General features: G+C 43.9%; 24 protein-coding genes. 18 read left to right on the top strand and 6 right to left on the bottom strand.

Annotated elements, in window-relative coordinates; translation table 11 throughout:
* Positions 1 to 6: 6 nt before the first annotated feature.
* The gene (locus K941_RS0101265) at positions 7 to 618 is read left to right on the top strand and encodes a manganese efflux pump MntP (RefSeq protein WP_029102172.1); all 612 of its coding nucleotides are present in this window, start codon (positions 7 to 9) and stop codon (positions 616 to 618) included.
* An 18-nt stretch (positions 619 to 636) separates the two neighbouring features.
* Here the strand turns inward: K941_RS0101265 and K941_RS0101270 are convergent, their stop codons facing one another.
* On the bottom strand, positions 637 to 1,344 hold the full coding sequence (locus K941_RS0101270) for a hypothetical protein (RefSeq protein ID WP_029102173.1): 708 nt from the start codon (positions 1,342 to 1,344) through the stop codon (positions 637 to 639).
* Between the two features lie 159 nt (positions 1,345 to 1,503).
* On the opposite strand from K941_RS0101270, the gene K941_RS0101275 reads away from it, so the two are divergent.
* Positions 1,504 to 1,890, top strand: coding sequence for a helix-turn-helix domain-containing protein (locus tag K941_RS0101275; RefSeq protein WP_029102174.1), 387 nt, complete (start codon positions 1,504 to 1,506; stop codon positions 1,888 to 1,890).
* Positions 1,891 to 1,896: 6 nt separating this feature from the next.
* Here K941_RS0101275 and K941_RS0101280 read toward each other — a convergent pair whose 3' ends face one another.
* Positions 1,897 to 2,361, bottom strand: a complete 465-nt coding sequence (locus K941_RS0101280) for an Lrp/AsnC family transcriptional regulator (RefSeq protein ID WP_029102175.1) — start codon at positions 2,359 to 2,361, stop codon at positions 1,897 to 1,899.
* A gap of 245 nt (positions 2,362 to 2,606) precedes the next feature.
* Between K941_RS0101280 and leuA the strand changes: the two genes are divergently transcribed.
* Complete coding sequence (leuA, locus tag K941_RS0101285) at positions 2,607 to 4,337, top strand: 2-isopropylmalate synthase (RefSeq protein WP_036387189.1); 1,731 nt, start codon at positions 2,607 to 2,609, stop codon at positions 4,335 to 4,337.
* 189 nt (positions 4,338 to 4,526) lie between these two features.
* Here the strand turns inward: leuA and nudC are convergent, their stop codons facing one another.
* The 4 genes from nudC to aroQ form a co-directional block, all read right to left on the bottom strand.
* Complete coding sequence (gene nudC, locus K941_RS16280) at positions 4,527 to 5,393, bottom strand: NAD(+) diphosphatase (protein ID WP_051225780.1); 867 nt, start codon at positions 5,391 to 5,393, stop codon at positions 4,527 to 4,529.
* On the bottom strand, positions 5,390 to 7,075 hold the full coding sequence (locus tag K941_RS0101295; RefSeq protein ID WP_051225781.1) for a hypothetical protein: 1,686 nt from the start codon (positions 7,073 to 7,075) through the stop codon (positions 5,390 to 5,392). The genes nudC and K941_RS0101295 overlap by 4 nt, the downstream gene beginning before the upstream one ends.
* A gap of 109 nt (positions 7,076 to 7,184) precedes the next feature.
* Entirely contained in the window at positions 7,185 to 8,729 is a 1,545-nt protein-coding gene (gene dnaQ, locus K941_RS14330; RefSeq protein WP_051225782.1) for a DNA polymerase III subunit epsilon, read from the bottom strand.
* Positions 8,726 to 9,220, bottom strand: a complete 495-nt coding sequence (gene aroQ / locus K941_RS0101305; RefSeq protein WP_029102178.1) for a type II 3-dehydroquinate dehydratase — start codon at positions 9,218 to 9,220, stop codon at positions 8,726 to 8,728. Before aroQ ends, dnaQ begins: the two co-directional genes overlap by 4 nt.
* 226 nt (positions 9,221 to 9,446) lie before the next feature.
* On the opposite strand from aroQ, the gene K941_RS0101310 reads away from it, so the two are divergent.
* The 15 genes from K941_RS0101310 (at position 9,447) to yghU (ending at position 23,649) form a co-directional block, all read left to right on the top strand.
* A complete protein-coding gene (locus K941_RS0101310; protein WP_029102179.1) occupies positions 9,447 to 9,659 on the top strand; it encodes a cold shock domain-containing protein in 213 nt (70 codons plus the stop codon).
* Between the two features lie 148 nt (positions 9,660 to 9,807).
* A complete protein-coding gene (locus K941_RS0101315; protein WP_029102180.1) occupies positions 9,808 to 10,215 on the top strand; it encodes a hypothetical protein in 408 nt (135 codons plus the stop codon).
* Positions 10,216 to 10,355: 140 nt separating this feature from the next.
* Positions 10,356 to 11,531: a DEAD/DEAH box helicase gene (locus tag K941_RS0101320; protein ID WP_036387165.1), complete on the top strand. Its 1,176-nt coding sequence runs from the start codon at positions 10,356 to 10,358 to the stop codon at positions 11,529 to 11,531.
* A 121-nt stretch (positions 11,532 to 11,652) separates the two neighbouring features.
* Positions 11,653 to 12,834, top strand: a complete 1,182-nt coding sequence (gene hemW, locus K941_RS0101325; protein WP_029102182.1) for a radical SAM family heme chaperone HemW — start codon at positions 11,653 to 11,655, stop codon at positions 12,832 to 12,834.
* Positions 12,835 to 12,854: 20 nt separating this feature from the next.
* On the top strand, positions 12,855 to 13,385 hold the full coding sequence (locus K941_RS0101330) for a tRNA (cytidine(34)-2'-O)-methyltransferase (RefSeq protein ID WP_029102183.1): 531 nt from the start codon (positions 12,855 to 12,857) through the stop codon (positions 13,383 to 13,385).
* A 289-nt stretch (positions 13,386 to 13,674) separates the two neighbouring features.
* Complete coding sequence (locus K941_RS0101335) at positions 13,675 to 14,205, top strand: hypothetical protein (RefSeq protein WP_029102184.1); 531 nt, start codon at positions 13,675 to 13,677, stop codon at positions 14,203 to 14,205.
* 521 nt (positions 14,206 to 14,726) lie between these two features.
* Entirely contained in the window at positions 14,727 to 17,558 is a 2,832-nt protein-coding gene (gene aceE, locus K941_RS0101340) for a pyruvate dehydrogenase (acetyl-transferring), homodimeric type (RefSeq protein ID WP_029102185.1), read from the top strand.
* 11 nt (positions 17,559 to 17,569) lie between these two features.
* Positions 17,570 to 19,219 carry a dihydrolipoyllysine-residue acetyltransferase gene (locus K941_RS0101345; protein ID WP_029102186.1) on the top strand — a complete coding sequence of 550 codons (1,650 nt, stop codon included), beginning with the start codon at positions 17,570 to 17,572 and terminating at the stop codon, positions 19,217 to 19,219.
* Positions 19,220 to 19,287: 68 nt separating this feature from the next.
* A complete protein-coding gene (locus K941_RS0101350; protein ID WP_029102187.1) occupies positions 19,288 to 20,457 on the top strand; it encodes a hypothetical protein in 1,170 nt (389 codons plus the stop codon).
* Positions 20,458 to 20,619: 162 nt separating this feature from the next.
* Complete coding sequence (locus tag K941_RS0101355) at positions 20,620 to 21,249, top strand: GDSL-type esterase/lipase family protein (RefSeq protein ID WP_029102188.1); 630 nt, start codon at positions 20,620 to 20,622, stop codon at positions 21,247 to 21,249.
* A complete protein-coding gene (locus K941_RS0101360) occupies positions 21,242 to 21,787 on the top strand; it encodes a hypothetical protein (RefSeq protein ID WP_029102189.1) in 546 nt (181 codons plus the stop codon). The genes K941_RS0101355 and K941_RS0101360 overlap by 8 nt, the downstream gene beginning before the upstream one ends.
* 9 nt (positions 21,788 to 21,796) lie before the next feature.
* Positions 21,797 to 22,270 (top strand): hypothetical protein, encoded by a 474-nt coding sequence (locus K941_RS0101365; protein WP_029102190.1) that lies wholly within the window; start codon positions 21,797 to 21,799, stop codon positions 22,268 to 22,270.
* A gap of 90 nt (positions 22,271 to 22,360) precedes the next feature.
* Complete coding sequence (locus K941_RS0101370; protein WP_156892285.1) at positions 22,361 to 22,519, top strand: hypothetical protein; 159 nt, start codon at positions 22,361 to 22,363, stop codon at positions 22,517 to 22,519.
* A gap of 15 nt (positions 22,520 to 22,534) precedes the next feature.
* Positions 22,535 to 22,834: a hypothetical protein gene (locus K941_RS0101375; RefSeq protein ID WP_029102192.1), complete on the top strand. Its 300-nt coding sequence runs from the start codon at positions 22,535 to 22,537 to the stop codon at positions 22,832 to 22,834.
* Positions 22,835 to 22,848: 14 nt separating this feature from the next.
* Positions 22,849 to 23,649, top strand: a complete 801-nt coding sequence (gene yghU, locus K941_RS0101380; protein ID WP_036387167.1) for a glutathione-dependent disulfide-bond oxidoreductase — start codon at positions 22,849 to 22,851, stop codon at positions 23,647 to 23,649.
* The last annotated feature ends 148 nt before the right edge of the window (positions 23,650 to 23,797 follow it).

Raw genomic sequence — 23,797 nt, forward strand, 5'->3', positions numbered from 1 at the left:
TAAACCATGAACGCACTTACACTCACCACCCTATCTTTTGGCATGGCAATGGATGCCTTTGCGGTGGCAGTGGCAAAAGGGGCGAGCGAGCAACGCCCACGCCTATGGCAAACGGTGCAGGGTGGGCTGTTCTTTGGGGTGGTGGAAGGGTTTGCTCCGTTTATCGGTTATTGCTTGGGTAAGGCTACTGAGAGTTGGGTGCAAACCTTTGACCATTGGGTTGCCTTTGGACTGCTTGGGGCGTTGGGCGGACGGTTTATCTATGAAGCGGTGTATTATGATGAACAAGCAGATAAGCAAACCAATGAACAACAAGCCGAGCAACAGGATAAGCAAAAACAGACAAGTACTTCAAACATCGCCCTAATGCTCATCACTGCCATTGCCACAAGCATTGATTCGGTGGTGGTGGGCGTGTCGTTGGCGTTCTTGGACGTGAACATCGTTTTGGCGTGCGTACTGATAGGGTTTGCCACGACCATTATGGCGACAGGCGGGCTGTATCTTGGCAACCGCTTGGGAGCGAGCTTTGGGCGTTATGCCATGGGCGTGGGCGGGGTGGTGCTGATTGGCATTGGCGTGTTTATTTTGGGGACACACTTGGCGGAGCATGGTTGATATTCCGTCAGTTTGATGTTAATTTTCTAGTTTTTCTGCCCATCTTTGCTGAAATAGTTCTATGTCGTCTTTTAACTGTTTAATTTCTTTGGTAGTAGCAAATATATGAGCTGGGTAGCAAGTATCAGGAATGCCACGTCGGCGAATGTTATCCTTGATGATGTTGCGGTGATTTCTACCAACGATATTTTCTAATGAAAATTCTATGATTTTTAAAATAATCCAAGTTATGAGAAATCCTGCGAACATATCAAAAAAATTTGCAATCAATAAAACAAAGGAAATCAAGAAAAGAAAATTAAAAATTTTTCTAAATATTTTGTATATGGTAAAGATGCTATGTGTTCCCGCTAATATAGCATGAAAGCCATGTTTAGATTCTTTCTTGTATTGTTTAAGACACCATTTGTTTTCGTACATAATTTTAATAGTGCTTAATGTTTTTTCTAATTCTGCAACGTAAGATAATGCTTTGGTGCAATAAGCATTTAGTTCAAAAGTATCTGTAAAGTCATTGGGTTGTTTCTTATACCAAGCATCTTTTAAGTGAAGAGATTGGTCGGATAAGACTTGGCTGGGATAAGAAGGGTAGGGGTAATCATCGTTGATATACCAAGTTTCTTCGGGGTCAATCCAATCCATATCTGCCATTTCGGACAATTTGCTTGAAGCACCGAAACTTATACGTATACCACTTGAATAAAATCTATCAATTTTTTCAGGCATAAACATCACTCCATTTTGAAATTAATATATCTACCATATCATTTCCGAAATTTTTATGGTACAATAATTCTAGTCAAATTTAATTCCCAAAACCACACACAAATCGGTTAGGTGTCTAACCAGTTTGTTGTGATAATACTCCATTTTGTAGGTAATACCATGAAAACTCATGAAAAAATTCGTGAATTGCGTGAAAATTTAGATTGGTCGCAAGAAAAAATGGCGGAGCAACTACATATGTCTGCTAATGGTTATGCTAAGATTGAGCGTGGAGAAACAAAACTTAAATTGGATAAATTAGAACAAATCGCTCAAATATTTAACATTGATATTGCTGAGTTGTTATCAGATAAAGGTATTTTTGTCATGATGAATGAAAATAGTGATAATAATAAAGCAAATTATTACAATAATAATCCTATATCTTTGGTTGCTGAAATAGAAAAACTTAATGCCATTATTGAGCAAAAAGATTTATTATTAAGTGAAAAGGAACGTCAAATACAAATGCTAAACGATTTTATTAAGACTTTAAAAGGTGAGTAATCAAATTTATACCGCCCCCCGACTAAACACTTCCCGTAACTCAAAACTCGTGTGTAACTGACTGACCCCGTCAATTTTGCTTAGTCTATGGAGTAAAAACTCTTCATAATGGCTCATATCACGCACCACGACCTTTAACAGATAATCTTCCGACCGCCCTGTAACAAGACTGCACGACACCACTTCATCAAAGGTTTTGATGTGATTTTCAAATTCGCCAAAGCGTTCGGCGGTGTGCTTATCCATGCTGACCGCCACAAAAACCGACAATGTGTTACCCAGTGAGCGTGCGGACGTATGAGCGTGATAGCCTGTGATAACACCCATATCTTCAAGCCGTTTAATTCGGCGAATGACAGGCGTGGCGGACAGATTGACTTGCTCGGATATGTCGGCAATAGCAAGGCGAGCGTTGTCCGTGAGTAGTTTTAGGATTTTGTGATCAATGGGGTCTAGATTAATGGCGTTCATGTTGGAAAATTATCAAAATTTGGCGGATTTTACCATAAAATCAGCATTTTTTGGTAAATATGGCTAAAATCTGCCAAAAATTTTTGTAAAATTGGTAAAAATTAGTGCAAAATTTTGGTATGATAATACAATGATTTATTAAGGTTTCCCGTTTGTCCTGAGTTTATCGAAGAGCAGGAAAACCCTTGTGGTTCGACAAGCTCACCACGAACGGTTTTAATTTAAAAAATATAGCGAGCCTAGCCATGCCAACACCTAAAATCACCCCAAAAAATCCTGCGTTTGATTTTACCAAATACCGCCCCTTTGAATTCGCCCCGCACCTGCCCGACCGCACATGGTGCGACAAACGCATAGAAAAAGCCCCAATTTGGGCGAGCGTGGATTTGCGAGACGGCAATCAAGCATTGATTGACCCCATGACCATTGAACAAAAGTTAAAGTTTTTTAAACTTTTGGTGGCGGTCGGTTTTAAAGAGATTGAGATTGGTTTTCCGTCTGCCGCCCAAGTGGAATTTGACTTTACACGCTTACTTATTGAAGGCGGTCATGTGCCTGATGATGTTACTTTGCAGGTGCTTGTACAGGCTCGTGAGCATTTGATTGAGCGCACCTTTGAGAGCCTAAAAGGGGCAAAACGTGCCATTGTTCACGTTTATAACAGTACGTCAAGGGTACAACGTGATAAGGTGTATCAGCTTGACAAGGACGGCATTAAGGCGATCGCGGTGGGTGGGGCGACTTTGCTAAGAGACATTGCCAAACGTTATCCTGAGACCGAGTGGATTTTTCAGTACAGCCCTGAGAGTTTTAGCCAGACTGAGACTGATTTTGCCGTAGAAGTGTGCCAAGCGGTGTGCGATGTGTGGCGACCCCAAGACGGTCAAAAAGTGATTTTGAACCTGCCTGCAACGGTAGAAGCGTCCACGCCCAATCTATATGCCGACCAGATTGAGTATTTTTGTCGTCATTTGCCAAGCCGTAAAGACGTGATTGTGAGCCTACATACGCACAACGACCGTGGCTGTGGCGTGGCGGCAAGTGAGCTTGGCGTGATGGCAGGGGCTGACCGTGTGGAAGGCACGCTACTGGGTAATGGCGAGCGTACGGGCAACATGGATATTTTGACCATGGCGATGAACCTGTACACACAAGGGGTAGACCCTGAGCTTGATTTGTCGCAGGTGAGCGAGATTGTACAAGTGGCGACCGACTGCACCAATCTGCCCGTACACCCACGCCATGCCTATGTTGGTGAACTTGTGTTTACAGCTTTCTCAGGTTCGCACCAAGATGCCATTAAAAAGTCGCTGGATTATAATGAAAAGCACCCTGAAACCGAACAGCATTGGGATGTGGCATACTTGCCGATTGACCCTGTGCATATCGGACGTAGCTATCAAGACGTGGTGCGTATCAATAGCCAGTCGGGTAAGGGCGGGGCGGCGTATATCTTACAGCGTCATTATGGCTTTGATTTGCCACGTTGGACGCAGATTGATTTTGCCAAAGTGGTGCAGAACCAAGCCGAGAGTTTGGCTCGTGAGCTAAAAACGGACGAATTGCTTGACATCTTTACCAAGACTTATTTGACCCAAGAGACCTTTAAATTAAGCGATTATCAGATTAACAACAGGGGCGGAGATGTGTCATTTAACGGGCAAATCGCCACGCCCACAGATGTGCTAGAAATCATCGGGCAGGGAAATGGGGCGTTGTCGGCATTTATTGACGGACTGGTCAAGGCGACAGGTAAGGACATTCACGTGACCAATTACTCCGAACACGCCATTAACACCAAGGCGACCGAGAGCCTGCTTGATGATGAGCTGGGCGACAACCAAACCAACTCAGCGGCAGCGGCGTACGTTCAGCTTAATGTGGCAGGCAAGGTGTATTCAGGCATTGGCGTGTGTAGCAGTACCGTCTCTGCCATGCTAAAAGGCGTATTGTCGGCATTGTCGCAGTCGTGGTAATTGTTGTAATATAATGATAAAAAGAGCGAGAATATTCGCTCTTTATTTTTTCAATATGGGGCGTGAGAATGAATTGTGACTTATTCAAGCACAATAGGTCATAAGGGTAAATTGCAATTTTTTATTATAACTACATCTAAAGGTAAGGTAAATCAATAGTGTTAAGATGTCATCAATGATAGGCATGCACTAGCATTCATTTAGCCCTAATGTTTGGCTGATTAGCTCATAAGCAATTGTCCCTTGCTTGGGAATTAGTGGCAGGTTATCTTTACCAAAGAACTGAGCATGGGACAACTCATCTTCATCGATGATGATATTTCCCGACTTATAGGTGGCACAAAAACCAAGCATGAGATTGGTTGGATACGGCCAGGCTTGGCTTTTGATGTAGTGAATGTTATCCACGAGAATGCCAGTCTCTTCTAGTGCTTCACGATGAATGGCCATCTCGGCACTCTCGCCCACTTCCATAAATCCAGCGATCAGTCCATACATGCCTGTTGCCTGATGGCGATGATGTTGTGCCAACAGGATTTGGGGCTGACCCGTCACAGGGCAGGGACGAGTGATGGCGATGATGACACAAGGCTGTATCTTGGGATAAAAATGCTGATGGCAGGTAGGACATGCCATGGCGTTTTCTTTGTGGCGACTTACTGTTTTGGTGCCACAATAGCCACAGAATTGATTGCCCTTTTGCCATAATAACAGCTGAATGCCTGCCGAGATTTCATGGGCGGTGTGACTGTCGGTTACGGCAACGGCATGGCGATAAGCGATAAACTCGCCATCAAGAGGATGTGGCTTAGTCATCTTTTGATAATCAACGGCAAATACCCGTCTGCCATCATGTCCAAAATGTAGCAGTTCAACCACGCCTAGTGCGTCATTTAAACCATCATCCAAGCTATCTAAGCCATCTATGCCTATCTTAGTATGACAAAACGCATAAGGTTTGCCGTCACGACAAAAAACACGCTCGCCATCAACGACCCATATTACATGGGTAGCCGATGACTGGGTGTCTACTGTGTTGATGCTTTGATGCTTCATGCCACGAGCTGATTTAAACTATTTTGGCTGATGAGAATGCTTTGTTCATTGGTGGGACGGTTTTCTTCAAAGTTTTCAAATTCAAAGTCTGCCGCCACTAAGACATCCGCCCAAGCGTTACTGATACGAATCAGCTCATTATCAGGGGAAGTTTTAACCTTATCAAGCAGTCCGTTTTCTAAGCGACGAGCCAACAGGTATAGCTGAGCTGAGATAGCAGATAGGCGTAGGAACGCCGCCGCTCCTGCCACTTGGCGAATCATCTCAGGCGTGTTTTGCAGATTCATGATGTCGCGGTTACTGTCTGTGATATAGTCAGTCAATGCCAAAGTCGCCGCAGTTAGGTTGCTACGTGCTTCTTTGACCAAAGTTTCATAAGAAGTATCGAGCTGATGTAGTGAGATTTCACGGTTGTGCAGGGGTAATTTAACCGCCCCAGGGGTGTGGCTCTTGGCAAGGAAGATGGCAGAATTTTCAGCGACCAATAACTTATCTAAAAAAGTATCCAAGTCTTCTAGGGTGGGATTTTGCCATCCGCTCACTTGTGCTGAGGCTGCTGTTAGTGCTTGGCTAGCGTCGGCAAGCTCCAACAAGGTCATGGTCTGGGATAAGGTATTAAGCTCGGTTTTGATGCTATCAATGCTGACCATATCGCCAATCTCACCCATGCCGTTAGAGGCACGCACGAATTTATCTACTTTTTGTTTGATGGCTTCTATTTGCTCTTGAATCAAGTCGTTGAGTGTGTCGGTGATTTCACGGTTGGGCCCGAATAAGAAACGTTGCATTTCGCTAAACTTGGTGTCGCTTACTCGGTTTAGAGCGTACTTTTGATTGGCAAGGGTGGCAAATTCTTTGTTTTTGTTGCAAGCAAAGCTGACCATCTCGGCAAAACGACGGTCCTCAATCGGCAAATAGTCAGAAAATTGCTGTTCTAGATAAACCAAGATACGCTTTTTGGCATGGCTTAGCGGTAGGTCGTTGGCGATGTTTTGGGTGATGGTTTTTGCCGATTGCCAAAATAGGGTGTCAGAATGCTGGGCAATCAAAGCACAGGCTTTGGTCATACCATCTAATTTTTGGCGTTCATCATCAGAGATGACGCCGTCTTTATTTTCAAGGATGACAGATAGGCCTGCACGATAGGCTTGGGTTAAGGCTTTGACATTGAGTCCAAGCGTGCTAAGAGAAGCGTAGTTTGCTTGGGGGTCGGCGATGATGACGCTGTTAATGTTTTGGTTTAGGGTGGTGGATTCGATGACAGCATGTCCCAAATGTCCGCCCAGTTTATTGATGATGGGTAGTAGCAAGGCAGGTTCGGGCGTTTCTTTTAATAAGACAAATTCAACATAACGGTCTAGTAGCATGATGGCTTCTGAGATGTCCGTCATCAGAATCTCATTTTCATCTTCGTCGCTATCGGCATTACCATGCAACAGCGTGTAACTTGCTGATAGATTTTTGGCAAGCAGTCCTGCTCCGTTAAAGGCAATCAATTCAAAAATGGCAGACAGCTGTGATAGGTTATTTGCTGAGTCTAACAGCAGGGGGGCTTGGTCAGGGTCATCATAAAACTCACGCAAATGCACTTCGGCGTCTTTTAGCACAGAGCCGATTTCATTACGCAAAATATGAAGTGATGATAAGTCAAAATTGGTGGCGGTTTTGGCTGATTGAGTCATGATAATCCTGTTGTTTTACAGCACGCATTAATAATCGCTACATTTAACCATGTTTGGCGAAACTTGGCAAGTAAAATTATGCTAAATAGGGCAAATATCGGATAAATTGTTATTTAAGTACGCTCTTGCGCCATGCCCCATCGGCAGAGAAGTCATCTTTTGAGCGGATTAGTTGGGCGGATAAGGTACTTAAATCACTAAAACTAATCTCGCCCCTGTTGTCATCTTGGCTTACCCCTTCTTCTTCCATGCTCATGGCAATCTGTCCGCTGGTCATGGCAAGATAGACTTCAAGCAAAATCTGCGAGTCCTTTAATGCCCCGTGGTAAGAACGGTCAATGTCCTGACCGACATCTAGGCGTTTGGCAAGGGCGTCCAAATTGTTCTTTTGCCCTGCGTACATTTTGCGGGCAAGCATGAGTGAGTCGGTGACTTCCACGACATCGGCAAAGTCGGTCATGCCCACTTTGTCAAACTCATGCGATAAAAATTTCATATCAAACTGGGCGTTATGAGCGATGATTTCCGCCCCTTTCATAAACTCATAGACATAAGGGGCGACATCGGCAAACCGAGGCTTGTCCACCAAAAATTCATTGTGAATGCCGTGAACGCCAATGACTTCATCATCCATCTCCCTGTCAGGATTTAGGTACACATGTAATTGAACCCCAGTTGGCTTACGTTTGACCATCTCAACAATGCCAATCTCAACGATACGGTCGCCCGTGGCAGGGTCAATGCCTGTCGTCTCTGTATCCATAATCAGCTGACGTTCTGACGCCCCACGATGAATGGGGTCGGGCAGTACCGCCCAAAACGGCTCACGAATCTCATCGGTGCGTCCGTCATAGTCTGGGTTTTGGTGGTTGTGGCGAACCACTTGCATGGGGGCAGGCGGTGTTTTTTTCTTGGATTTTTTGCTGGGAGTTTTATTTTGCGTTTGGCTGACTGGTTCGCTGTCATTAACATCCGCTCCCACATCTGCCATTGGGCCGGTGGGGTCAAATTCATCATCTGCAACCATGTTTGCCATGTCAGCATAATAACCCATGTCATCACCCAAATCACTGCTGTGAAAATTACTGTCATCAAGGGCGTGGTTGGTGGTCTCGTTCATTGTGGTTGTCTCGTCTGTCTTTTTTAATGGAGCGTTTGCCTTGGTATCGCTTGCAGAGTTATTTGTCGGGGCGTGGCTGATAAACAGCTCACCACTGCCAGTAACGCCATCATTGGCAAGCTTGTCCGCCATCTCATTGCCGATGTGTCCTGCATGTCCTTTTATCCATTGCCAATCAATGGTGCGACGTTGGCAGGCGTTGTCTAGGCGTATCCATAGGTCTTGGTTGAGCACCGCCTTGCCGTCCGCTTTTTTCCAGCCTTTGGCTTTCCAGCTGTTAATCCACTGGGTAATGCCGTTTTTGACATAGCCTGAGTCCGTCCAAATCTGTATCGGTGTATCGGCAGGCGTGCGTTCTAGGGCGGTGATTGCCCCCATGAGCTCCATGCGGTTGTTGGTGGTGTCGCTCTCACCGCCCCAAATGTTTAGCACGTCGCCTGTGGGGTAGATGATGTGCGTGCCAAACCCACCAGCGGACGCCCCTGCCTTGCCGTTGCCTTTGCATGCTCCGTCAGTATAAGCGATGATGGTCATGAGTGTACGCCATTTGTTTTATATAAATTTTTTAAAAACCATGCCAATGCCATGTCATAACCCATGTCGCCAAGCCCACAAATCACGCCCACCGCCTTGTCCGAAAAATATGAATGACTGCGAAACGGTTCACGAGCGTGGATATTGGATAAATGCACTTCAATAAAGGGTTTGCCACTGGCAAGCAAAGAGTCACGAATGGCAACCGACGTATGGGTAAAGGCAGCTGGATTGATGATAACCCCATCAAATTTGTCGTGGTCGTCCGCCAATACGCCTTGGCTACCGATGATGTCCACGATGTCGCCTTCGTGGTTGGATTGAAAATGGTCAAGTTGGATGCCGTGCTGATGAGCGGTGGTAGATAGGCGGTGAATGATGTCTTGTAAGGTGGTCGTGCCATAAATGTGCGGTTCACGCTTGCCCAGTAAGTGCAGATTGGCACCGTTTAGCACTAATAATTTACGGTTTAGGGGGGTGGTTTGGTTCATGAGTGCTGATGTCTATGTGTGTTTATGTGAAATGCTGATTATTTTAACAAATTTTTAAAGGTGGTGGGGTGTAAATTTTTTGTTAATGTTTGGTTACATACGTTTACAGACATTTAAAAGTGTGCTATATTTAGGCGCGAGTTTACGATAACTGCGTAGTGCGTAGGCTTATTGGTTATTTGTATCATTGTAAGTGTTACAATGTGGTATTTTTTAAGGAAGTGTTATGTCTGCTCGTGAACAAGGTCAGGTTAAATGGTTTAACAATGCCAAAGGTTTTGGCTTTATCCAGCGCGCCACTGGCGAAGATGTGTTTGTGCATTTTCGTTCTATTGTCGGTGACGGCTATCGCTCGCTAAGAGAAGGTGAAATGGTGGAATTTGTCGTGACCGAAGGCGATAAAGGATTGCAAGCCGAAGAAGTCACCAAATTAATGTGATGTTTAAATCACGCAAAACCTGCCCTTGGGGTGGGTTTTTTATAAGGTTTTAAAATTGGGCTTTAATATTAGCTTTTAAAATTGGGTTTTGCCTGTTATGATAAGTTATGATAAAATATAAGATTGATTCTTTTATAAAGGCGTGATTATGCAAAAGCCAAACAAACTTATCCATACACTTGGTATCCTAGCGTTGCTTGGTGTTGGCGGTACGGCTCATTCGGCAGTGACCTTATCAGCGGATGAATCAGCCAGAATCGAAGAGATAGCAGGGATTTGCATGCTTGCCAGTAAAGGCGTTTATGACATCGCCATCGACCATCAAAATGGTGTCAGCAAAGACAAAGCCAAGAAAAACCTTGATAAAGCCTTAAAAAGAGTGGAAAAAAGTTTTTCAAAAAAAGACATGGTATCATTTATCGACGAGACATGGCAAAACGGCTTGAACATCATTTATAAAATGCCCGTTTATGATGACAAAGATGACAAAGAGCGGTTTGTTCAGCAAGCTGTGGAAGGCTCACTTAATGCCTGTTTTAATGATTTGGATGGATGATTTAAAAATATCAAAAGATAAAAACGTAAATGTTGCCAATCACTTTTGATTTTTATCATTTTTAAAAATATCATTGATAAAAACCTGACAAACATTTGGTAAAACACCAAACAATATTCGCCCATTTAGTTTAAAAGGACATGCCCTTGACCGAGCAATTTAGCACGTTTCGTGACTTACCCCTAGCAGAACCCATCCAAAAGGCAGTATCGGCTTTGGGTTTTGAGACTCTCACGCCCATTCAAGCCCAAATCTTGCCCCATACCCTAGCAGGACAAGATGCCATTGGGCAGGCACAGACAGGCACGGGCAAGACCGCCACGTTTTTAATTACCATCATCCAAAGTCTGCTGTCTCGCCCGTTTGGTGATGATGAGACACGTTATTTGGGTGAGCCACGGGCGTTAATCCTAGCACCGACCCGAGAGTTGGCACAGCAGATTTATAGCGACTGCCGAGAGCTCGTCAAATACAGTGGGTTGTATGCTTTGTGCATGACTGGTGGGGCGGATTATGACAAGCAAGCAAATGAGATAAACCGTCGCCCGATGGATATTTTGATTGGCACACCAGGGCGGATTATTGACTGGGTGCAAAAGGGCGTGCTGTTTCTTGACCGTGTGGAAGTGTTGGTGTTAGATGAAGCCGACCGCATGCTGGACATGGGATTTATCCCTGATGTTAAGCGACTGATTAGCAAAATGCCTGCCAATACGCACCGCCAAAGTTTACTGTTCTCAGCAACGTTTAACACCGACGTCATGAATTTGGCGTATCGCTGGCTGTATCAGCCGACTTTTGTGGAAATCGCCCCCGAGAGTCGTACCAATAAGAACATTGAACAGCGTTTTTATCTATTGACTGACCGCCAAAAACTGACAGCATTAAAGCAGTTGCTTGGCAGTGATGATGTCAAAAAAGCCATTGTTTTTGCCAATCGCAAAGACCAAGTTAAACGCCTGTATGACAACCTACGCAAGCATGTGGACGTGACCATGCTCTCAGGCGATGTTGCCCAAGCCAAGCGAGAGCGTTACCTAAAACGCTTTAAAGATGACGAAGTGAATGTACTGGTGGCGACCGACGTGGCAGGGCGTGGCATACATGTGGATGACGTGACCCATGTCATTAACTACACTCTGCCTGATTTGCCCGATGATTATGTTCATCGTATCGGACGCACAGGGCGAGCAGGACAATCGGGTGTATCTATTAGCTTGGTGGGCGAAGATGATGCCTTTAACCTGCCTGCCTTAGAGAAGCATTTGGGGATGAAGTTTGGTTTGTTGCAATTTGATGATTTGGTGCAAGACTAGGCGTGAGATGATGTGATGGCTAAATACAATACCAAATAGTATGGCAACTTAACACAAAAATCATAACAACCAATCATTAAAAACAACAAAAGGCATGGCATGTGTCACGCCATATAAACCCATGAACGAACATAGCCTAATCCTTGACCCTGCCAATATCCCATTGTCTTTGTACATTCACATTCCGTGGTGTGTCAAAAAATGCCCGTATTGTGATTTTAACTCGCACGCCTTGCCCGAGTCTGCTCCCTTTGCCGACTATGTCACGGCACTTTTGGCTGACGCTCGCTCGCAGGTTGCCTTAACAGGGGGGCGTGCGATACAGAGTGTCTTTATCGGTGGGGGGACACCGTCGCTGTTGCCGATAGAGCAGTATCGGGTGCTTTTTTTGGGGTTGCGTGAGATGCTCTCTTTTGCCGATGATATTGAGATTACCTTAGAAGCTAACCCTGGTACGCTAGAACACGCCCCTTTTGCCGACTATTTGGCACTGGGTATCAACCGCTTATCGGTGGGTGTGCAGTCCTTTGATGATGGGGCGTTGACGACATTGGGGCGAATACATCGCCATGATGAAGCGGTCAATGCCATCAAAAACGCCAAACAAGCAGGCTTTACCCGTATCAATGCCGACTTGATGCATGGCTTGCCCAATCAGACTGCCACGCTTGCCGTGCGTGACATTGACATGGCATTATCGGCAGGGGCGACGCACATCTCATGGTATCAGCTAACCATTGAGCCGAACACCGCCTTTTATCGCAGTCCGCCCGACCTGCCCTGTGATGATGAGCTAGAACGCATAGAGGATGCAGGGCGAGAGCGACTTTTGCAAGCAGGTTTTGCCAATTATGAAGTGTCGGCATGGGTCGGACGTGATGATGAGCCGTGTCGTCATAATGTCAATTATTGGCAGTTTGGCGACTATCTTGCCATTGGGGCAGGTGGGCATGGCAAAGTAACACTGCGTGGACATGATGATTATCCAGATGGCATTTATCGTTATGCCAAATCTCGCCTGCCCAAAGACTATCTAAATTATGATAACGCCCCAAAGATGGTAGGCTTTGAACGGGTAGCGGATGAGAGCCTGCCCTTTGAATTTATGATGAATGCCCTGCGTTTGGCAGATGGCACGACGACTTGCACCTTTGAAGAGCGGACGGGGCTACTTATTAGCACCATTGATAATGAGCTTTTACCCCTGCAACATCAAGGGCTGATGGTGTTTCACCCTGACATCATCTCCCCGACCAAGATGGGCTTTAAATACGTCAATCATTTGGTGCGGGCTTTTTTATAAAAAACCATGAAATAACAACCATGAAACAAATTCATATCGTTCTCTACACCCCCAAAATCCCCAACAATACCGGCAATGCCATTCGTCTGTGTGCCAATACAGGGGCGAAACTGCACCTTATCAAGCCCTTAGCCTTTGAGCTTGATGATAAAAAGCTAAGACGGGCGGGTCTTGATTATCATGAATATGCCAACATGCAAGTGCATGATGACTGGCAGGCGTGCCGTGCTTATTTGGCAAGTGTGGGCGTGGATACGGTCGTGGCGATGACGACCAAGTTTAGCCGTCCGTTTTATGACTATGATTTTAAAGTTGGTAACAGCTCGGTGGCACTGGTGTTCGGTTCGGAAACGGACGGTTTGCCGTCTTTTGTGCGTGATGACATTGGGGCGGATAACTGGCTAAGATTGCCCATGCTCCCCGACTCTCGCAGTTTAAACCTGTCTAACAGCGTGGCGATTTGTCTGTATGAAGTGTGGCGACAGCTTGGCTTTGTCGGTGATGTTGGTGAGAGCGTGGGCTATCATCGTCTGTCTAGCCGTCCTGAGTGATGGTTTGGTTTGTTATTTGAATAATTTTTCAAATAACAAATATCGGTAACAGTCGCATTTGCCAAAAATAATAAGATTTTAACATAAACAAATTGCAATGCATTCCGATGGGGATTGTCTAAAAATATTGTTGATTGCAATTTTGTTTTTTTTAAAATTTACCTCTTAACAAACTTATCATTTTTTTAAATGATGTCAGTGCTTGATGATTTGCTTTTAAAATTAATAAAATCATCTAAAATCAAAAACTGACAAGAATCAATTTAACTTAACCTTTATTAATCACACCATGTCTATCAAATCTTATTCTTGTATCCTATCCATTTTCTTTGCCCTTAGCTTAACCGCCTGCAACCAAACCGCCCCAACCGATAATGCCTCGACTGCCAAAGCAGATGGGCAGGCAGGGGCATTTGTCGGCTGTTATGGCGTTGAGAAAAATAGCCCTGCTCAGATAAAAGTGAGTGAGCAGGCAGGCGGTTTTGTCATGCAAATGAAAGAGCCTGACGGAGCAAAAACGCTGTGGGATAACCCTGAACCTTTGGATGAGATAAGCGTGGATGAGGCGTGGGATTATTTTGGTGTGAATGCCTTATCGCTTGATAAATCTGATGTCGAGCGTGTACTGGCACGCCCTGATGAGATGATGGTATTGGCAAAGATCAAGGACGCCAGTCAGAACATCAATCCACTGCTTGACAGTCCTTATGTGGTCTATATTTTTAAAGGGGCGAACACCATTTATCAAGTGCCGTGCGATGATACGCCTGTGGACATTGTCAAAGATGGCGAGAAAACAGTACAAGCGTTTTATCAGTGACTTGTTCTGCTTGGTCATCCTTTGGTGGTAGTTGATACGTGTTTGGCTAGTGGGCTTGGGGTGAGATGTCTGTTATGATTTCATCCAAAATTTATTTTCACTAGGACGTGTTGAATGTTGGTATTTGCAATGAAAATCACGAAAAATCGCACGTTTTTCAAGGAAAAAACTTAAGATTGATAGTCATTCTATCAAGCAAGTTTTTGACTTCGAGCCACAAGATTTAGCCATTTTTCATGCAAAAATGGATTAAAGCATTCAAATTTTCATCTTATTTCATAAAAATGTCATCAATGTTCAGCACGCCCTATTTATTTAAAAAATAGTTCAATGATAAACATTTACCAAAAGACATAACAAATTTTAGGCAAAGTCTTTTATAATATATGACTAAAATTAGCTTTTATAAAAAGTAACTTTTCACAGCTTTTCACAAAAGTGACACAGTTTTCTGTCAAGCTATCTGTGCTTGACATTCATCGCTAAGTTTATCTTAGCATTCACAACAGTAGGAAAATTTTATGACGACCTATTACAACGATTCCGACCATGTAGAAACCCAAGAGTGGCTTGATGCATTTGAGTCGGTCATCAAAAACGCCGACAAAGAGCGGGCTCAATTCTTATTAAAAGCCCTATATAACAAAGCAGTACAAGAAGGCTTGCCTTTTAACCGCCTAGATACTGCTTATGTCAATACCATTCCCGCCGAGGACGAGCCTGCTTACCCAGGGGATTTGCACCTAGAGCGTAAAATCCGCTCAATCATGCGTTATAACGCCCTAGCGATGGTGATGCGTGCTAACCTAAATGACGACGATTTGGGTGGGCATTTGGCGACATTTGCGTCATCGGCAACCCTGTATGAAACTGGCTTTAACCACTTTTGGCGAGCTCCAAGCGAGAACCACGGTGGCGACATGATTTATTATCAAGGTCATGGTGCCCCAGGTATGTACGCTCGCTCCTTTATGGAAGGTCGTCTGTCAGAAGAACAACTCAAAAACTTCCGCCGTGAAGTGGACGGCAAAGGTCTATCAAGCTATCCGCACCCTTATTTGATGCCTGACTACTGGCAGTTCCCGACTGTATCGATGGGTCTTGGGCCTTTGATGAGTATCTATCAAGCCCGTACTCAAAAGTACCTAACCAACCGTAGCTTGATTAAGGACGAAGACCGCAAAGTGTGGGCGTTCTTGGGCGACGGCGAAACAGACGAGCCAGAGAGCTTGGGTGCGATTAGCATGGCAGGTCGTGAAAAGCTTGATAACCTAATTTGGGTCATCAACTGTAATCTACAACGCCTTGACGGTCCTGTGCGTGGTAATGGCAAAATTATTCAAGAGTTAGAATCGGTGTTCCGTGGGGCAGGCTGGCGTGTGATTAAAGTCATTTGGGGTGACCATTGGGACAGCCTACTTGCCAAAGACACATCAGGTGCGTTAAAGCAACGCATGGAAGAGGTGGTGGACGGCGAATATCAGCTTTATACCGCTCGTGACGGTGCGTTTGTACGCAAAGAATTCTTTGGTAAATACCCAGAGCTTGCCGACATGGCGTCTGCCTTGTCTGATGATGAAATCATGCGTCTAAACCGTGGCGGACACGACCCCAAAAAGGTGTATGCTGCTTATGCCGAAGCCATGAAAACCAAAGGTCAGCCAACCGCTATCCTTGTCAAAACTGTCAAGGGCTATGGTCTATCCAAGCAAATCCAAGCGGTAAACAAAGCTCACCAATTAAAAAAACTAGACGAGAGTGGTCTAAAATACTTCCGTGACAGATTTGACCTACCAATCAGCGATGATGAATTGCAAAACTTGCCATTTTACCGCCCAAGCGAAGACAGTCCTGAATACAAATACCTCATGGGCCGCCGTGAATCTTTGGGCGGACATTTGCCTGCTCGCCGTAGCGGTCATATCCCACTAGAAATCCCCGAATTGTCTGTGTTTGACGGTGTGTTACAAGGCAGTAAAGGCAAAGAACAATCCACGACCATGGTATTTGTGCGTTTGCTTTCGGCACTATTAAAAGACAAAGGGCTAAACAAATACGTTGTGCCTATCGTCCCTGATGAAGCTCGTACCTTTGGATTGGAGGGCATGTTCCGTCAGCTTGGCATTTATTCATCAGTCGGTCAAAACTATGTTGCCGAAGATGCCGAAGCACTCATGGGCTACAAAGAAGCCAAAGACGGGCATATGCTAGAAGAGGGCATTAACGAAGCAGGGGCGATGAGTTCGTGGATTAGCCTTGCCACAAGCTACTCGACCAATGCTCTGCCGATGATTCCGATGTACATCTACTACTCGATGTTTGGCTTCCAGCGTATTGGTGACCTAGCATGGGCAGCAGGCGATATGCAAGCCCAAGGCTTCTTGTTTGGGGCGACCGCAGGACGTACCACGCTAAACGGCGAGGGCTTGCAGCACCAAGACGGACACAGCCATATTCTATTTGGCACCGTGCCAAACTGTGTCAGCTATGACCCATGCTTTGGCTATGAGCTTGCTGTTATCATGCATGACGGTCTAAAACGTATGTATGGCAATGGTGAACGTGTGTACTATTATATCACACTCATGAATGAAAACTACGACCAACCTGCCATTGGCGACAACAGACAAGCCATTGAGGAGGGTATCAAACGTGGTATGTACCTACTAGAAGACAACGGCTCAACCCAAGTGCAGCTACTTGGCTCAGGCGTGATTCTAAGAGAAGTGCAAAAAGCGGCTCGTATCTTGGCAGAAGAGTTTAACATCAAAGCCAACGTATGGAGTGTAACGAGCTTTAACGAGCTGACTCGTGACGGCATGGCGTGCGACGATTACAACCGCTTGCACCCAACGGACGAACCAAAACTGCCTTGGGTCACCACACAGCTTGCCCCACACAAAGGTATCGTGGTTGCTGCTACCGACTATATGCGTAACTATCCTGAGCAGATTCGTGGCTGGCTACCTGACACACGCCCTTATACCACGCTAGGCACAGACGGTTTTGGACGTTCGGACACTCGTGCCAACTTGCGTAGCTTCTTTAATGTGGATGCAGCTCATATCGTGGTCGCCACCTTGAAAAAGTTGGCGGATGAGGGCGAGATTGACGTGCGTTTGGTTAAAGATGCCATTTCTAGCTTTGGTATTGATGCCGACCAACTTCCTGCATGGCAGCCGCAACCACACCATGACTACTACCCAGATGCCCCAGCTCCTGCACGCCCAACACCAAAAGCCGTGCCTGAGCTAAAAGATGAGCCAGACAGTGCCATCAGCACCGAAGGGCGTAGCGAAGATAAGGCAGATGCCAAACTGCTTAATGACAGCAATATTACCGAACCCAAATAAGGAGACAGATCATGCAAATTAAAGCCCCCGATTTGGGTGTAGACAGTGCCGAAGTGGCAGAAATTTTGGTGAAAGTTGGCGATGTTATTTCTGAAAATGACAGCCTAATTTTGGCAGAATCTGACAAAGCGTCCGTAGAAGTGCCGTCCCCTGTGGGCGGTACCGTAACCTCCGTTTTGGTAAAAGTTGGCGACAGTATCTCTGAGGGTACAGCCCTTTTTGAAGTAGAAGTAGGTCAATCTGACTCTACTTCAAAAGCAGAAGCTCAAGAAGTCCCACAAGAACCAAAAGAAGAGCCACAAGCTCCAACAGCTGAAGAGCCAAAATCTGAACCAGCACCAAGTGCGGTCTCGGGCGGTGCAAGTCAAACGCACAGCCTACCTGATTTGGGCGTGGATAGCGCCGAAGTTGCCGAAGTGCTTGTTAAGGTTGGCGATAGCGTTACCGAAGGTCAGTCTTTGCTACTTGTCGAGTCTGACAAAGCATCTGTGGAAGTGCCAGCCCCACTTGACGGCGTGGTAGAGGCGATTTTGGTAAATGCTGGCGATACCGTAACCAACGGTCAAGCCTTTATTACCATTAAAGGTGGTTCTGCCCCTGCCCAAACGTCTGCCCCAAGCGAACCCAAAGCAGAAGTCAAAGCTGATACGCCTAAGGCAGAAGCACCAAAAGCCCCCGCCCAAACTTCTGCCCCTGCAAGCGGTGCCAAACTGCCAGAAGCAGAAGTGAACGCTCGTGCCAAAGACGCTCACGCAGGGCCTGCCGTGCGTAAGTTGGCTCGTGAATTGGGCGTGGATATTAGTCTTGTTAAAGGAACAGCTCCACACGGTCGTATCCTAAAAGAAGACTTGTTTGGCTATGTCAAGTCGGTCATCAGCAGTGCCAGCACCAAGCCCACTGCCAGCGTGGCAAGCGGTTCGGCGATTAGTCTGCCACCACTGCCTGACATGAGTAACAAGGAAATCTGGGGTGAGATTGAAGTTCAAGACCTATCTCGCCTACAAAAAGTCTCTATCCCACAGCTTAACCTAAACACGCTTTTGCCACAGGTTACGCAGTTTGACTTGGCGGACATTACCGACACCGAAGCCATGCGTAACGAGCTAAAAGCCGAGTTTAAGGCACAAGGCGTGAGCCTTACTATTTTGGCGTTTATCGTTAAGGCGGTGGCGTATGCTCTGACTCAGCACCCCAAATTCAACAGCCACGTGTCGGATGACAACACCCAAATGATTATCCGTAAATCGGTGAACATGGGTATTGCGGTGGCGACCGATGACGGCTTGATTGTGCCTGTGATTCGTGATGCCCAAGCCAAAGGCATTCGCCAGCTTGCCATTGAGATTGGTGAGCTTGCTAAAAAAGCCCGTGATAAGAAACTGTCCGCCAAAGACTTGCAAGGTGCGTCATTTACCATTTCAAGTCAAGGCAACATGGGTGGTACTTACTTCACACCGCTGGTTAATCACCCACAAGTGGCGATTTTGGGGATTTCTGAATCTACCTACCAGCCACGCTGGAACGGCAAAGAGTTTGAACCACGTCTTATGCTACCGCTATCGTTGTCATACGACCATCGTACGATTAACGGAGCGGATGCGGCGGTGTTCACTCGCTATATTGCCAAACTTTTGGCTGACCCAAGACGGATTTTGCTTTGATTGAGTGAAATTTTGATATAAAAAGGGCGGAAATTTTTCGTCCTTTTTGTTACCAATAAGGAAATAAAATGACAATTCGTATTTACAAAAATATTTTAAAAACACTTGTATTAACTACTGTATTTTTTGCAGTTTCTACCAATGCCGATGAACCCAAAAATAATGCATTTAAGCAATTGGAAAACATTCGTGCCGAACAGTTAAATAATGCAACTAATGATAACATAGAAAGTTTTTATTTGTTGTATGGCTTGGCATATGATAGTGATGATATTATTACCAATGGAAAATACCTTTATCATCAAATACTAAACCTGCAAAATGTTACTGATGAAGAAAAAGAAATTTTCTCCAAAAACATAAGGGGGAGTTATCCAGCATTGCCAGAAGTGCCAGAGCAACTACATTCAACTGTATTTTGCACCTTAACCCAAAAAGAATGCTTTAAAGATTTTATTGCCAATAAAGAACATTGGCAGTCTTTGACCAATGATAACCAGAAATTTATTACACGCTATAAGCTATTTTTAAATAAACCACCTGCGGTTTATTTGGACAAAACTTATTTTCCATCTTATACTTATATTGCTTTGCTACGCACCCAACGCTTATGGCATTTAGAATTACTACAATTAAATGATAAAGAAAAAATCAGGAAAGAGTTAACCCGTGAATTATCAATATTAAAAAATCAATTAAAATACTCCAGTGACTTTCTTCAAAAATTGAGAATTAATTGGTTGATTCAGAATAATCTACAAGTTATTATATTTTCTAATCGTTATTTATCCATAAATTTTGATGCTATTAATTATTTAACAACCGATGAAAAATCGTTAAAATTACCATTGGCTTATGAATTTATGTTTCACAAAAGTTTGATGGAAAAACAAATTGAAAAAATGACATTTAATGATTATAATCACATTGATACTTATAATGGTATTGCTAATTATTTTGCTAATCAAATAGGTATTTCTGAAAAATCAGAAAATGAAATTGGAAAATATCAAATCACCTATCAGCAAGAAGAATACCTGATTAAGATTAATGAAGAAGATAATTTTACAGGTTTTCAGCTTGCGAATAGTGGTATGATTAATTATGCAGATTATATTCAAGAGTTGAATGAAACCAACAATATTATAACTAGCCTTATGGTTCGACAAGCTCACCACGAACGGTTTTCCTTATTTTTGGGTTTTGCAGGAAGTCTAATATTACCAATTATATTTTAACCAATGACAAAAAACATTTAAAAGATGTATTTGGTTTAAATGATGATAAGATTGAATTGGGCGATGATGAGATTTGCATTTTGATACCAAAACCACGCCGTAATGAAACAAAAAATTGCGTGTATTTGTGATATACTAATCTTTTTTAACCAAGCTAAAATTATGAAAAGTCGCCGATTATTTTTAAAAACCCTTGCCATTTCGCCCATCGTCCTAGCGATGGCGTGTAGTGATACGCCCAAAGTCGCCAAACTTGCCCAAGGCGGTAGGGTGGTGGCATTGGGCGACAGCTTGACCTTTGGCTATGGGGCGGACAAATCCCAAAGCTATCCTGTTGTCCTTGCTCAAAAAACAGGTTGGAACATCATCAATATGGGCGTTAATGGCGATACGACCAAAGACGTACTTAACCGTATGGACAGCGTCATTAGCGAAAATCCCAAATTGGTGCTACTAGGCATTGGCGGTAATGACGTGCTAAGACGAGTAAATGCCAGCGAAACCCGTGCTAATTTGGTAAGCATTATCAAGGCTCTGCAAAACAAAAATATCCCTGTGGTGCTGATTGCCGAGCCACATTTATCCGCCAGTGCCCTGTTTGGCAAGGCAAGCGATAACCCTGTGTATAAAGACGTGGCGAGCGAGATGGGCGTGCCGTTACTTGAAAAAGCATGGTCAACTATCTTATCGGACGATAAACTCAAATCCGACCAAATCCACGCCAATGGGGTAGGGTACGCCAAATTTGCCGATGAGTTATATCAGTTTTTAAAGGAAATTGGCTATGTCTAAACGCATGATGAGTGCCAGTCTAAGTCTGTGCATGATACTGCCGATAATGGGTCTTGCCAATCCGTCATATAGTCCCCATGCCGATAGCGATAAAGCCCTGATTGGCAAATGGCAATGCCATGTCAAACACGCCAATCCGCTCATCAAACAAGAAAGTCAGTTGCAGTTTTTTAAAAACCACACCATGCACGAGCATATTCGCATTTATTATGGACAGCCCAGCGATTATGCCTATCAAATCGAATCCGCCACTGCCAAATCGTCATGGATATTGGCACAAGAGACCCTGTATTATGGCAATCATCAATTTCATAATTATGCCGTCAGAATGCCAAATGCCAATAAAGATGATTTGGAGCAGGCAAATATCGCCCTACAAAAATCCTTGCCAATGGTGCAGGACATGATGAATAATGACATTAACAAAAGAACGTTTGATATTCATTTTATTAATAAAAAATCTTTTATCATGAATGATGTGGACAGTCAGACATTTACCACGTGTCATAAACAAGGTTTATTTGGTTTTATTTTATAAGGAATAATCATGCAAAAATCTCTTTTATGGGCGATGATATTACCCATGACAGCCTTAGCAAATAGCAATATATCTGTCCCTGATGTGGTAGGTGATTGGCGTTGCGTGGCAGATAGTGAATATCATTCGGTGAAAACACTCATGCGTTATTATGCCGATGGTACGGCAACTGAGTTTATGGAAATCAAAGAAAAAGCAGATAATTTGCCTGAATTGGAATTTAGTATCATGAATTATCAATGGCAACTCAAAGATAATAAACTATTAATGAGTAATCCAGACATCACTTATTATCAATATTATTTTATTTTACCTGATGGTGGCTTTTATAAATTTGACGATAAAGTAAATGCAGAAGGTAGGGCATTAATGATGGAGAGTTTTGAAGAAAACAATTGGCATTATCTTGAATTTGATGGCAAAGATAAACACCGTTATTATTTTGAAGATGGTTTTGAAGGGTATTGCCAACGCTTAAAATAAGTTTGGTTTTAATGATTGATTGTATATTAATTGAAGATAATAATGCTTAAAAATTTTCTTGCGTGTATTTTGTTTTTACCAACATTAGTAATGGCAAATCTTGAACAGAGTTTGGTGGGTAAATGGGAATGTAAGGGCGTAGAAGATGAATATTTTCACCATACCAGCGATATTGAATATCGTGATGATGGCATATTGTCCGAAAAATCTATTGTGCATCAATGGGATAAAGATGATGATTTTTATTAAATAGACACCGTCAGAATGTTGTTTAAATATCGTGTGATGGGCGATAAGGTTGTTTATTATGATGGGGTTGTTCAATCTTATGCGGTGGATATGCCAAATTACAACAGTACAGACGATTTTCCCAAGCACAGCAAGGATTCAATTTTGATTGCAAAATCCATCATAGAGCGGGCAAATTTTGAAAAAGAGATGGCAGATGAAATGATGGTTCGCATTCGTTTTATCGACAAAGACACTTATATTACCGCCTTTGAAAGCATTGATGAAGATTTTCCAACCGATATTGAAAATAACCATTGCAAACGTAAAATTTAATTTGGAGTAAAGTTATGAGCTACACACCCCCAAAAGTTTGGACGCCTAATGACATGGGCGGAAAATTTGGCGGTATCAACCGACCTAGTGCAGGGGCAAGGCACGAACAGACCTTGCCAAAAGGCGATAAGCCTTATCAGTTATACAGCCTAAACACGCCCAACGGCATTAAGGTTAATATCATCTTAGAAGAGTTAAAGGCGTTGGGGCTACTTGACTATGACGCTTTTAAAATCAATATCATGAATGGCGAGCAGTTTGGCACAGGCTTTGTGGAAATTAACCCCAATTCCAAAATCCCTGCACTCGTGGATTATAGCACCGACACGCCCATATCGGTGTTTGAAAGTGGGGCGATACTACTTTATCTTGCCCAAAAGTATGACAAATTTTTACCAAAAAATCCAACCGACCACACCCAAATGCTGTCGTGGCTCATGTGGCAAATGGGTTCAGCTCCCTTTGTTGGTGGTGGCTTTGGGCATTTTTATGCCTATGCTCCCACACCGATTGAGTACGCCATTAACCGCTATGCAATGGAAACCAAACGCCAGCTTGATGTGCTAGACAAGCATTTGGCGGAGCATGACTATATGGCGGGCGAGTACAGCATTGCTGATATGGCGATTTATCCGTGGTATGGGGCGTTGGTGCTAGGCAATTTGTACATTGGCGAGAATGACTATGCCAAATATAACGCGTCTGAATTTTTGAGTGTATACGAATACCAGAATGTCATACGCTGGGCGAATACCATAAAAAATCGCAAGGCGGTAGAGCAGGGCGAGAAGTTGGAATTATTGCCAATGGCATGATAAATCCAATGTTAATTTAAAAGATTGATTGATTATTGGTTAATTTTTAATTTGATATAGGGTGAATTAATTTGCCCTATATCAAATTAAAAATTGTCGCTTAATTTATATTAGTCATTTTAATATTAAAAACATAGGAATAAATATC

Origin of the sequence: Moraxella caprae DSM 19149 (genome assembly GCF_000426885.1) — a bacterium.
GTDB classification, from domain to species: domain Bacteria; phylum Pseudomonadota; class Gammaproteobacteria; order Pseudomonadales; family Moraxellaceae; genus Moraxella; species Moraxella caprae.

Coding starts and splice junctions, on each gene's coding strand:
- K941_RS0101265 (WP_029102172.1), top strand. CDS start 7: ATGAACGCACTTACACTCACCACCCTATCTTTTGGCATGGCAATGGAT.
- K941_RS0101270 (WP_029102173.1), bottom strand. CDS start 1,344: ATGCCTGAAAAAATTGATAGATTTTATTCAAGTGGTATACGTATAAGT.
- K941_RS0101275 (WP_029102174.1), top strand. CDS start 1,504: ATGAAAACTCATGAAAAAATTCGTGAATTGCGTGAAAATTTAGATTGG.
- K941_RS0101280 (WP_029102175.1), bottom strand. CDS start 2,361: ATGAACGCCATTAATCTAGACCCCATTGATCACAAAATCCTAAAACTA.
- leuA (WP_036387189.1), top strand. CDS start 2,607: ATGCCAACACCTAAAATCACCCCAAAAAATCCTGCGTTTGATTTTACC.
- nudC (WP_051225780.1), bottom strand. CDS start 5,393: ATGAAGCATCAAAGCATCAACACAGTAGACACCCAGTCATCGGCTACC.
- K941_RS0101295 (WP_051225781.1), bottom strand. CDS start 7,075: ATGACTCAATCAGCCAAAACCGCCACCAATTTTGACTTATCATCACTT.
- dnaQ (WP_051225782.1), bottom strand. CDS start 8,729: ATGACCATCATCGCTTATACTGACGGAGCATGCAAAGGCAACGGCAAG.
- aroQ (WP_029102178.1), bottom strand. CDS start 9,220: ATGAACCAAACCACCCCCCTAAACCGTAAATTATTAGTGCTAAACGGT.
- K941_RS0101310 (WP_029102179.1), top strand. CDS start 9,447: ATGTCTGCTCGTGAACAAGGTCAGGTTAAATGGTTTAACAATGCCAAA.
- K941_RS0101315 (WP_029102180.1), top strand. CDS start 9,808: ATGCAAAAGCCAAACAAACTTATCCATACACTTGGTATCCTAGCGTTG.
- K941_RS0101320 (WP_036387165.1), top strand. CDS start 10,356: ATGCCCTTGACCGAGCAATTTAGCACGTTTCGTGACTTACCCCTAGCA.
- hemW (WP_029102182.1), top strand. CDS start 11,653: ATGAACGAACATAGCCTAATCCTTGACCCTGCCAATATCCCATTGTCT.
- K941_RS0101330 (WP_029102183.1), top strand. CDS start 12,855: ATGAAACAAATTCATATCGTTCTCTACACCCCCAAAATCCCCAACAAT.
- K941_RS0101335 (WP_029102184.1), top strand. CDS start 13,675: ATGTCTATCAAATCTTATTCTTGTATCCTATCCATTTTCTTTGCCCTT.
- aceE (WP_029102185.1), top strand. CDS start 14,727: ATGACGACCTATTACAACGATTCCGACCATGTAGAAACCCAAGAGTGG.
- K941_RS0101345 (WP_029102186.1), top strand. CDS start 17,570: ATGCAAATTAAAGCCCCCGATTTGGGTGTAGACAGTGCCGAAGTGGCA.
- K941_RS0101350 (WP_029102187.1), top strand. CDS start 19,288: ATGACAATTCGTATTTACAAAAATATTTTAAAAACACTTGTATTAACT.
- K941_RS0101355 (WP_029102188.1), top strand. CDS start 20,620: ATGAAAAGTCGCCGATTATTTTTAAAAACCCTTGCCATTTCGCCCATC.
- K941_RS0101360 (WP_029102189.1), top strand. CDS start 21,242: ATGTCTAAACGCATGATGAGTGCCAGTCTAAGTCTGTGCATGATACTG.
- K941_RS0101365 (WP_029102190.1), top strand. CDS start 21,797: ATGCAAAAATCTCTTTTATGGGCGATGATATTACCCATGACAGCCTTA.
- K941_RS0101370 (WP_156892285.1), top strand. CDS start 22,361: ATGGCAAATCTTGAACAGAGTTTGGTGGGTAAATGGGAATGTAAGGGC.
- K941_RS0101375 (WP_029102192.1), top strand. CDS start 22,535: ATGTTGTTTAAATATCGTGTGATGGGCGATAAGGTTGTTTATTATGAT.
- yghU (WP_036387167.1), top strand. CDS start 22,849: ATGAGCTACACACCCCCAAAAGTTTGGACGCCTAATGACATGGGCGGA.